The 301-nt window shown below is 39.9% G+C and carries 2 tRNA genes; both read right to left on the reverse strand.

Going from position 1 to position 301, the window contains the following annotated elements:
- Window positions 1-55: 55 nt before the first annotated feature.
- A tRNA-Glu gene (locus EQG61_RS13710) sits at window positions 56-127 on the reverse strand.
- A 48-nt stretch (window positions 128-175) separates the two neighbouring features.
- Window positions 176-247: transfer RNA gene (locus EQG61_RS13715), tRNA-Glu, on the reverse strand.
- Window positions 248-301 lie beyond the last annotated feature (54 nt).

Consider the following 301-nt stretch of genomic DNA (forward strand, 5'->3'; position numbering starts at 1 on the left):
CAACTATTTGAGACACTAAACACTTGTTTTATAAAACTAATTTACAACTAATTTGTAGCCCGTAGGGGAATCGAACCCCTCTTGCAAGAATGAAAATCTTGAGTCCTAACCGATAGACGAACGGGCCATTTTCTGAACCTTTTTCGATAAACAATAAACCTTCAGAACATTTTAGTAGCCCGTAGGGGAATCGAACCCCTCTTGCAAGAATGAAAATCTTGAGTCCTAACCGATAGACGAACGGGCCTACTGCTCAAATGCGGATGCAAAAATACAACTATTTTTTATTCACGCAAGCCTG

The organism is Flavobacterium stagni (genome assembly GCF_004122105.1).
Lineage (GTDB): Bacteria > Bacteroidota > Bacteroidia > Flavobacteriales > Flavobacteriaceae > Flavobacterium > Flavobacterium stagni.